Source organism: uncultured Parabacteroides sp., assembly GCF_905196875.1.
GTDB lineage: Bacteria > Bacteroidota > Bacteroidia > Bacteroidales > Tannerellaceae > Parabacteroides.
In genome coordinates, this window is record NZ_CAJJWO010000065.1 from 20,375 (window position 1) to 27,855 (window position 7,481).

At 47.5% G+C, this 7,481-nt stretch carries 10 protein-coding genes and 1 pseudogene; 3 read left to right on the forward strand and 8 right to left on the reverse strand.

What is annotated here, in order from left to right; all coding sequences use genetic code 11:
• The first annotated feature begins 119 nt into the window (after positions 1-119).
• Both QZ076_RS17325 and QZ076_RS17330 read left to right on the forward strand, forming a co-directional pair.
• Positions 120-1,580, forward strand: coding sequence for a HAMP domain-containing sensor histidine kinase (locus tag QZ076_RS17325; protein WP_293715270.1), 1,461 nt, complete (start codon positions 120-122; stop codon positions 1,578-1,580).
• A 10-nt stretch (positions 1,581-1,590) separates the two neighbouring features.
• Positions 1,591-2,262: a response regulator transcription factor gene (locus tag QZ076_RS17330; RefSeq protein WP_293715273.1), complete on the forward strand. Its 672-nt coding sequence runs from the start codon at positions 1,591-1,593 to the stop codon at positions 2,260-2,262.
• A gap of 22 nt (positions 2,263-2,284) precedes the next feature.
• On the opposite strand, the gene QZ076_RS17335 is transcribed toward QZ076_RS17330, so the two are convergent.
• Positions 2,285-2,587: a hypothetical protein gene (locus QZ076_RS17335; RefSeq protein WP_293715276.1), complete on the reverse strand. Its 303-nt coding sequence runs from the start codon at positions 2,585-2,587 to the stop codon at positions 2,285-2,287.
• A complete protein-coding gene (locus QZ076_RS17340) occupies positions 2,569-3,069 on the reverse strand; it encodes a glucosaminidase domain-containing protein (RefSeq protein WP_293715279.1) in 501 nt (166 codons plus the stop codon). The genes QZ076_RS17335 and QZ076_RS17340 overlap by 19 nt, the downstream gene beginning before the upstream one ends.
• A gap of 110 nt (positions 3,070-3,179) precedes the next feature.
• On the opposite strand from QZ076_RS17340, the gene QZ076_RS17345 reads away from it, so the two are divergent.
• Positions 3,180-3,407: a DUF4248 domain-containing protein gene (locus tag QZ076_RS17345; protein ID WP_028726768.1), complete on the forward strand. Its 228-nt coding sequence runs from the start codon at positions 3,180-3,182 to the stop codon at positions 3,405-3,407.
• A 1-nt stretch (position 3,408) separates the two neighbouring features.
• Here QZ076_RS17345 and QZ076_RS17350 read toward each other — a convergent pair whose 3' ends face one another.
• The 6 genes and pseudogenes from QZ076_RS17350 to QZ076_RS17375 all read right to left on the reverse strand — a co-directional run.
• Complete coding sequence (locus QZ076_RS17350) at positions 3,409-3,861, reverse strand: HU family DNA-binding protein (protein ID WP_293715283.1); 453 nt, start codon at positions 3,859-3,861, stop codon at positions 3,409-3,411.
• A 197-nt stretch (positions 3,862-4,058) separates the two neighbouring features.
• Complete coding sequence (locus QZ076_RS17355; protein WP_293715286.1) at positions 4,059-4,289, reverse strand: hypothetical protein; 231 nt, start codon at positions 4,287-4,289, stop codon at positions 4,059-4,061.
• A gap of 167 nt (positions 4,290-4,456) precedes the next feature.
• Complete coding sequence (locus QZ076_RS17360; RefSeq protein ID WP_293715289.1) at positions 4,457-4,978, reverse strand: hypothetical protein; 522 nt, start codon at positions 4,976-4,978, stop codon at positions 4,457-4,459.
• 81 nt (positions 4,979-5,059) lie between these two features.
• Positions 5,060-5,578, reverse strand: coding sequence for a hypothetical protein (locus QZ076_RS17365; RefSeq protein ID WP_293715292.1), 519 nt, complete (start codon positions 5,576-5,578; stop codon positions 5,060-5,062).
• Between the two features lie 24 nt (positions 5,579-5,602).
• Positions 5,603-6,589 carry a hypothetical protein gene (locus tag QZ076_RS17370; protein ID WP_293715295.1) on the reverse strand — a complete coding sequence of 329 codons (987 nt, stop codon included), beginning with the start codon at positions 6,587-6,589 and terminating at the stop codon, positions 5,603-5,605.
• A gap of 317 nt (positions 6,590-6,906) precedes the next feature.
• Positions 6,907-7,481 (reverse strand): annotated as a pseudogene (locus tag QZ076_RS17375) (hypothetical protein); the annotation flags it as partial.

The window sequence follows — 7,481 nt, forward strand, 5'->3', positions numbered from 1 at the left end:
CCAAAAAACGCTTACATTTGGTAAGACTAAATAACATTCGTCCGAAACTGTGTTATTTTGATTTAAAGCGGCAGGCGGCAAGCCGGAGAATCCCTATATTTGTTTGCATGAAATCATCCATGAAATATATCATTGCACTGGTGATCGTGTCGTTATCCGGGATATTCGCCTACCAGTTGTTCTGGATCAACCGGCTGTATCATTCCCACCAGCAGCAGAACAGGGAATATATCATCGAGGCGATCCGCAATGCCGACCATATCGAACTGTTCAGCCGTGCCGACACCATCAGCCGGTTGGCGAACAAGCGGCGGGAGACTTTCTCGCAGGCCGACGACCGGGGAGGCATCGCCCTGACCACCCGTTTCCGGAGTAAGGACTCGGTGCCGGAGACTGTCCGGATCGTCGAGAAAGAAGCCGGGCTCCCTCTTATGCCCGAAGTGAATGCCGAGATGAAGAAAGTACTCGAAAGCGGCAAGGTCAGGGTGGGCGACGATTTCAGTTCGCTGGGCCAGCTGGGGTTGCAGATGCAACGCAGCCTCCACGAGGTGATCGATACGATCTTTCCCGTCGATCTGGCGAAGTTCGACAGCCTGCTGACGGCCGGTCTCCGGGAGAAAAACCTGCACCTTCGTCATTTCACGGAGATACGGTCGCTTGCCGACAGTACGGTGGTCGCCTCTTCCGTCCCCACAGGAGAAGACACGGTGCGTTACGACCGTTATACCTGGGAGTATACCACCTATCATCCGAAAGCCTATTGCGTCTATGTGGAACCGACCCGGTTGGCATCTCTGGCGGGAATGACGGGGATCCTGGTCTCTTCGTTCCTGATCCTGTTGATCCTGGTGTTGTCGTTCGCCTATATGATCTGGTTCCTGCTCCACCAGAAGACGGTGGAGCAACTGAAAGACGACTTCACCCATAACGTGACGCACGAGTTGAAGACACCCATCGCCATATCCTATGCCGCCATCGAGTCGATCATCCATTATAACCTTCTGGGAAATAAGGAGAAGGCCGATAAATACCTCCACCTCTGCCACGAGGAACTGGAACGGCTGGGCGGAATGGTCGAACAGATACTGACCCTTAGCTTGGAGAAACGGAAAGAGATCCGCCTGGTGATGGAGGATATTTCGTTGAATGCCCTGATCGGCAAGATACTGGAGCAGCAGAAGATCAAGTCGTCACGCCCTTTCTGCATCCGTGTGGAGTCTGTCCCGGAGGAAATAACCCTGAAAGCCGACCGCGTACACTTGTACAGCATCATCAGCAACCTGGTGGATAATGCCGTCAAATATGCAGACAAGGAGCCGGAGATAACGATACGGGCGGAGGCTGCCGGAGGAAAGGTGCAGCTACGTGTGCAGGATAACGGCCCAGGTATTCCCGAAGAGTACCGTCGGCATCTCTTCGATAAGTTCTACCGGTTGCCTTCCAGCCGCCATTCGCAGGTGAAGGGCTACGGCATCGGACTCTTTTATGTGAAGACAATGGTGGAGAAGCATGGCGGGACGGTCATCGTAGAGAGCGTGTCCGGCCAGGGCTCCTGTTTTATAGTTACATTACCGCAATAACCCCGAGCTTATGGATATCTTATTAGTAGAAGACGAAGTCTCCCTGGCCATGATCGTCAAAGACGCATTGGAGGAGGAAGGCTACGAAGTAACGGTAGCCCGCGACGGACTGGATGGGATAGAGCATTATTTCAAAGAGCATCCGGCACTGATCATTGCCGACGTGATGATGCCGGAGGTGGATGGTTTCGAGATGGTGCGCCGCATCCGCCGGATGGATAAGGAGGTGCCTGTCCTGTTCCTCAGTGCCCGCTCGTCGGTAGACGATATCGTGCAAGGGTTCGAACTGGGGGCGAACGACTACCTGCGGAAGCCTTTCAGCCTGCGTGAACTGATCGTCCGGGTGAAGGCATTGATCGTCAAGAGTAAGGCTGAGCCTGTCGCTGTCGCGTATCACGAAATTGGGTTGTATACGTTTTATCCGTCTACGCAGACGTTGGAGGCAGGCGGTGAATCGGTCGAGCTTTCCTTCAAGGAGTCGGAGTTGCTCCGGTTGCTTTGCGAGAGCGGGAATCTTCCGGTCAACACCAAGGATATCCTATTGGAACTCTGGGGGAACGATAGCTTCTACAATGCCCGCAGCCTGCATGTATTCGTCACGAAGCTCCGGCATAAACTGGAAAAAGACCCCCGGATCAAGATACTGAATGTCCGGGGGATCGGGTATAAGCTGATCAGATGACAAGGTGTACTACACCGGATACTTATGAGAGATACATCTTATACAGGTAGCCGATAATAGCGGTGGCAATCATCGCATGCCCCATTAGCCTGTCGGTGAAGTCGGCGGCATCTATGCATTCGTCCGGGGGGATTTCGGCAGCATCGACAAGATGGCTCCCACTGCCGCCATCGCTACTTCCGTCTCCTTCAGGATCAGGGCTGTCAGGGTGATGATGGTCAGGAAGGGCGTGATCCGGACGGCAGTGCCTCCCGCTGTTTTTTCCGGGAAAGATGATCTTGACGACGGAAAGGAGGAAATCGAAAATTACTTTGAGTGTTGACATAGGTAGAATGATGTGTAATAACGTTTATAATCATTTACTTCGATAAGACGCTGCAAGCAGCCGGAGATACTGCATAGCAGCTTACGGTAGGCGGCGCGGTTGTCGCCGTTCACCTCGCTGATGTAGCGGCTGTAGGCGATCTCGGAGGCATAGCTGTTCGGCTTGTAGCTGACGGCGGCGGCCGAAGGGTAGGCGGTCTGGATCAGGCGGGCGAAGTCGAAGATGCTTTCGCGGGTCGTGGCGTACTTGCGGAAACGCAGTCCGCCCTCGCTTAGTTCGACCGTGCCGCCGTGCCAGTGGTCGTTTGCCCGGCCATAGCCCGTGATACCGAAAAGATTGCAATGCTCCTTCGCCAGTACGCTTTCTCCCCAGCCCGATTCGATGGCAGCCTGTGCCAGTATAACGACGGGGTTGATACGGTATTTCTTCCCGGCTTCTCCGGCATCGGGCAGGTAAAGGCGGATAAATTCTTGCTTTGTCATAAGAGGATGATTTATCGGTCGTCAGACCGGATAAAGGTTCTTGAAAATTTGATTATTTGCCTGTTAATGAGTATATTTACATCATGTAAAACAAACAAAAACAAAGAGTTATGTCTGACAAGAAACAAAACTTCAAGCGTGTGTGGGGTTACCAGGAACTAGCCCTGTTATACTTCCCCGACAGTAAACCCGAATGTGCTTCCGTGCAGTTGCGGCGCTGGATCAAACTGAGTGACGAGCTGACCTCCCGGCTGACGGCCTGTGGCTGGAAAGCCGGAAGGAAGGTGCTTACCCCCAAACAAGTGGCTTGTATAGTCGATCATCTGGGGGAACCTTAGGCTACTCGATCACCGGCCGGTCGTCTTCGCCACCGCCACCAGCCGGCGGTATGGTGGGCGTACCGGCGGCGTAGCGCTCCGTCTTGAAGTTGTCGGCCATCTGCTTGAGCAGCTTGCCGGGACGGAAGAGGATGCGCCGGCTTTTGATCATATTGGCGGTGAAGTCCTTTTCGGTAGCCGCCCCCTTGCTTCCCAATACAGCCTGGATATATCCCAGTTCGCCGAGTTGCACGGTCTGCCCCTCCGGTAGTTTCTGTTGCAGGACATGCATGATGCCGTCGAGCACGAGTTTGACATCACCCGCAGTAGCCGCCGAGCGGTCTGCAATAATTTCACACATCTGATTGGTGTCGCACATGCCTGTCGAACTGCTTACCGCATACACCAACTTGCCGTCTTCCGGCGCATCCTTACTCATGTCCTTCCTTAGGACTAAACGATATTTTACTGCCATGATTAGATAAGTTTTTAATAGTGAATAACTTTGTTGTCTGTTGTAATATTACACTACAAAGCTACGACATGGCTGAAGCGGGCGGTTCGGGGTTGTTCGGGTGGGTTGGTGTGTGTTTGGATAATCGTTATAAATAATGTATTAACCTGTCAGGGTCTTGACGGGTGTCCCAGATTTCTGTGCCCTGTTTGTCCAGATTATTGAAGTTTCCATTGAGGGCGCAGGTTAGGGATCTCTTCATGACTATAAATGCGTCCGGCTTTTATATCTTCCAAAGATATAGCCAGATGAGCCTTTAGTTCATCCAATGTATATTGGGCGGGGGAAGATTGCCCAACTGTTTCACTGAATCCATAAGAAGCTATTGGCTCATTTACAGTGGACTGTGATGTTTCTTTTTCTTTCTTGTAGTAATTCTTTTTTGTCATGGATTTGGTTCCTTTCTTTGATTTAATAGATGTTTGTGCAAATATACCGAATAAATAGGTAGTTTGTTTATTTGCCTACCTTTTTCAGAGCCATTCTTTTTCCTCCCCTCAAAACCACCTCTCCCCAACCGCACGACTGCGGTTGGGGAGGGAATTTGATTAATAGGCTATTTTATATTTTTTACTCGGACATAGAATCCTGCAAATCCTAATCCACCGGGGCCGGTGGAAAGAACCCTAAATTTTTTGAAAGTATCTTTTTTAATAGTTTCTACCATGTTGTAAAGATGTTGTTCCAGGTTAGGAACACCTTCTAGAGCTTCGAGGGGGAATCGTATCTGGTAGTACACAATTTCCCCGGTGTCAGAATAGGTGAGATCCATAACGACTTTTCCTAATAACTGTGCCTCTTGTCTGCTTGCTTCAGGAAATTCATTTTTTATAATTTCACCTATATAATTCATCATTCCAACCAGGTCATCTATTGCATTCCCTTCCCGATAAAGGAATTTGGGTGGTTTTATCTTTTGTTTTTCATACAATATGACTCTTGTATCCCCTGTTATGGAAGAAACATAATCCCTTCGGTCGAAGAAGCGGGATTCCCGTTCGATACACTGTTCGTCTTGTGCCGAAACACAAAGACTGCTTAATAATGTGATGAATAGGATAAATAGTTTCGTTTTCATTGCTTTCTGCTATTGTATTCATGATTGCAGTTCATCCGAATAAACATATTGAAAAAGAGTATATGTTAAGAAAAGCTCTTTCTATTTTATATTTCTACATAAAATAATGAAGGAAGCAACACCTAGTGCGTCAGGTTCCGAATAACGGATGTCGTATTTTAAACCATCTTTTTTAATTGTTTCCACCATATTATAAAGATGTTGTTCCAAGTCCGGAATCTTCTCTAAAGCCTTTAAAGGTAAATGGATCATATAATATACAATTTTTCCATCGACCGAATAGGTGAAAGTCAGCCGTACTTTTTTCAGTAGTTCAGCTTCCTGTCTACTGACAACAGGGAACTCCTTTGCAATAACAGATTTCATGTAATTCATAACACCTATTAAATCGGCAATACGATTCCCTTCCCGATAGGATGGTCGGGGAGGATTTATTTTTTGTTTCTCATACAATGTTACTTTAGTTTCCCCTGTTGCGGAAGAAACATAATCTCTTCGGTCGAAGAAGCGGGATTCCCGTTCGATACACTGTTCGTCTTGTGCCGAAACACAAAGACTACTTAATAAGGTGATGAATAGGATAAATAGTTTCGTTTTCATTACTTTCTAATTTAAAGTTTAACATTACGGTAGAGGCATAGGAGGACGGGGTTTTCTAAAGAACTCCTGTATTAATTCAGGCACAAAATCAGGTGCGTATTCTCCTTTAGGAGGGTTCCAGCTGTTACAAAAAGAATTAAATGTATCATAATCGGAACCTGCCATGACTCCTTGATCTATTATTTTGTTTATCCACTTATAATATTCAGAATAGAAGGGTTCACTCATATCAGTTAACCTGGGTCTATATTCAACCATCACATCGATACCTTCAGACTCACCGCCAATACCGTTTACCAAATCTATAAAAACCTTTGCTTCGAATTCATAGTTTTTATATTTATCATTCATTGTATTTTCGTAGTAACAGTTTTTCTGAACTGCATGTACTATTTCTTCAATCAGATATGTCCAGCTTATGTTCCCTTCATATTTAAACTTTATTGAATTATCCTGCCCGTTGTATTGTGCGTTAGCTTCAATACTTGGATCGACAGAAAACTTAAACCGGATATTTTTAGCCAATAGTTTGTTATACATCTTTAAAAAATCTGACGGAAATATGTAAAACAGTTCTAAAACATATTCTAAGTCAGATTTTTGGGTGACATTCAATGTTGACTGTGTGTCGTATATTTTTTGTACTTTTGGGAAGTAGAACTTCCATTTGTCTCCGACATAATAGGATTGTACGCCACTGCTACCTCCTGACCCGTGATCTTCAAATATTCCGTGTTGCGGGAAACCGCCCGGATCATATCCGCCGGATGGTGTGCTTCCGCCACCGCCAGCTCCTCCGTAATATGTCTCACATGTAGTGCCTTTATATTCGGAATAACCTCCGACTTCAACATAGGCATCCACACATACGGTTATTGCCATGGTGCGGGTCGATAAAGCTTCAATATTTTGCGCTTTTGTCAAATATAATAGTTCATCATCGTCTGATGTGCACCCTATACTACATATTAAATACAAAATTAATATAAAAAGATTGGTTTTCTTTTTCATGAATGAATTAGTTTAAGGTTATAAAGAATGTAATGCAATTGATATAGGTTAACCAATCAAGAAAGAGAGTTCCCAAGAAAGAATGGGTGTGACCATTACTTTTTAATAATAATACTAGCAATCTATACAGTTGAAGAAATACTACTAACCTTTGTTTGCTGTAGGATTTATTCAATTTTTATCAGTAGTCCTACTTGATTTATAGGGATAAAATTCAAGTAGTAGGTTACATGCACAAATATAGAATTATTTTGATAAACAATGAAGAATTTCATCTGTTTATTCATTTAAAAGTAAAACATCTGCCTCTTTCCTTCTCAAAACCACCTCTCCCCAACCGCCGCCGTGCGTTCCGTCTGGCGGGTGATTTCGGAGAGGAGGCGGAGCTCTTTGCCGAAGGCGTGGAGGAGGGGCGGACGGGAGGGCGACGGCTGCTCGCGGAGACGGTTGCGCAACTGGCGGGCGGAAGCCATGATCCTTTCCTCGTAGTATTCGAGACAGAGGGTATGGAGGACGGCTTCGGGCGACAACGTATTCTGGTCGAGCATCCCTTCCGGTACACCGGGCACGTCGGGCAACGGAGGAAACAGGACGGGCAGGAGCGACCGGAGGAAAGAGGTGAAGACGGCCAGTTCCGGCGGGCAGTCCCCCGGCGTGTCGTGCGTGGCATCCGTGCCGTTATGCAACTGGGCGAAGGAGAGGTGACGGAGCAGGTCGTTGTAGTCGCTGTCGGGAAAAGGCATGTCGTCCGCTTCAAGCATCCGTGTGAGGTGAGGAGCCAGCGAGGGGTAGCGCAGGCAATAACCCAGCAAGCGGCGGGCACAGAAATGGCCTTCCGCCGTGAGGTGGCGGATATACGTGCGGCTTTTACGGGTGAAACACCGCAGGAAAA